This is a genomic window from Parabacteroides sp. merdae-related_45_40, from assembly GCF_001915675.1.
This window is the reverse complement of sequence record NZ_MNQY01000104.1, coordinates 18,664-20,652: the sequence shown is the minus strand read 5'-3', so window position 1 is coordinate 20,652 and position 1,989 is coordinate 18,664. Positions and strand designations below refer to the sequence as shown.

The 1,989-nt window shown below is 53.1% G+C and carries 1 rRNA gene (only partly in view); it reads right to left on the bottom strand.

Annotation, left to right across the window (positions count from 1 at the left end):
* Positions 1-1,879 (bottom strand): 23S ribosomal RNA (locus BHV83_RS12125) (it extends 674 nt beyond the left edge of the window).
* Positions 1,880-1,989: the final 110 nt, after the last annotated feature.

Sequence of the window (1,989 nt, the reverse complement as noted above, 5' to 3'; positions counted from 1 at the left end):
AGTTACGGCCGCCGTTTACTGGGGCTTCAATTCAACGCTTCTCTTGCGATGACATCTCCTCTTAACCTTCCAGCACCGGGCAGGTGTCAGGCTGTATACGTCATGTTTCCATTTAGCACAGCCATGTGTTTTTGTTAAACAGTTGCCTGGACCTATTCTCTGCGCCTCGCCTTACGACGAGGACCCTTTATCCCGAAGTTACAGGGTCAATTTGCCTAGTTCCTTAACCGTGAATCACTCGAGCGCCTCAGTATTCTCAACCCGACCACGTGTGTCCGTTTACGGTACGGGTGCCGCATGGATAAGTTTAGCGGATTTTCTTGGGAGCATGGTTACGTCCATATTACCTCGTACAAGTACTCGGTATACTCTCAGGTTCGACTCTCCCCGCGGATTTGCCTACGGGAATCAATATCTACACCCTTCAACCGGCTATTCCGTCAGCCGGCAGGACTGTCACTTCTCCGTCTCCACGTCACTCCATGAGGCAGTATGGGAATATTAACCCATTCTTCCATCGGCGTCGCCGTTCGGCTTAGCCTTAGGTCCCGACTCACCCTGATCCGATTAGCGTTGATCAGGAAACCTTGGTCTTTCGGCGGGGGGGTTTCTCGCCCCCCTTATCGTTACTCATACCTACATTTGCTTTTCCATGCGCTCCAACAAGGGTCATCCCTCATCTTCGACGCCGCATGGAATGCTCCCCTACCATGTCTTGCGACATCCACGGCTTCGGCAGATCGTTTATGCCCGATTATTATCCACGCCAGATCGCTCGACTAGTGAGCTGTTACGCACTCTTTAAATGAATGGCTGCTTCCAAGCCAACATCCTAGCTGTCTCTGCGATCCGACCTCGTTAGTTCAACTTAACGATCATTTGGGGGCCTTAGCCGGTGGTCTGGATTCTTCTCCTCTCGGACACGGACCTTAGCACCCGCGCCCTCACTCCCTTTAAATATATATCGCGCATTCGGAGTTTATCTGGACTTGATAGGCGGTGAAGCCCTCGCATCCAATCAGTCGCTCTACCTCACGATATACTATAAAGAGGCTGCACCTAAATGCATTTCGGGGAGTACGAGCTATCTCCGAGTTTGATTAGCCTTTCACCCCTACCCTCAGCTCATTGGAAAGCTTTTCAACGCTTACCCATCCGGTCCTCCAGTTGGTGTTACCCAACCTTCAACCTGGCCAAGGGTAGATCACTCGGTTTCGCGTCTACCCCCCCCGACTGGCCGCCCTCTTCAGACTCGCTTTCGCTTCGGCTCCGTACCTTAGGTACTTAACCTTGCCGGGGAAGGTAACTCGTAGGTTCATTATGCAAAAGGCACGCCGTCACATCTTGACGATGCTCCGACCGCTTGTAGGCAGACGGGTTCAGGGTCTATTTCACTCCCCTGCTCGGGGTTCTTTTCACCTTTCCCTCACGGTACTGGTTCGCTATCGGTCTCTCGGGAGTATTTAGCCTTACGGGATGGGCCCCGCTGTTTCACGCAAGATTTCTCGTGCCCCGCGCTACTCAGGATACCACTAGGCTTCGGCAGGGAGTCATGTACCGGGCTTTCACCGTCTATGGCGCGCTTTTCCAAGCGCTTCCATTTCCCTGCTTTCTTGCCACGTCGTGGTCCTACAACCCCCGTGTCGCCTAGACGACATGGGTTTGGGCTCTTCCGTGTTCGCTCGCCACTACTTACGGAATCATTTTCAGTTCCCCACGTTCGCCTCCCTTACGGGATGACAGGCCTTCAGCCTGCCGGGTTGCCCCATTCGGATATCCCGGGATCAACGGCTATTTGCGCCTCCCCCGAGCTTTTCGCAGCTTATCACGTCCTTCGTCGCCTCCGAGAGCCAAGGCATCCACCGTCTGCCCTTGCTTACTTTCTCTCACCTCGTACATACGTACGGGTTGATATATCTTAAGCTCGCTCTACTTGTTTCTTCTTTTTGATGTCCAATATGTCAAAGATCCTCTTTCCCTCGCGGGATG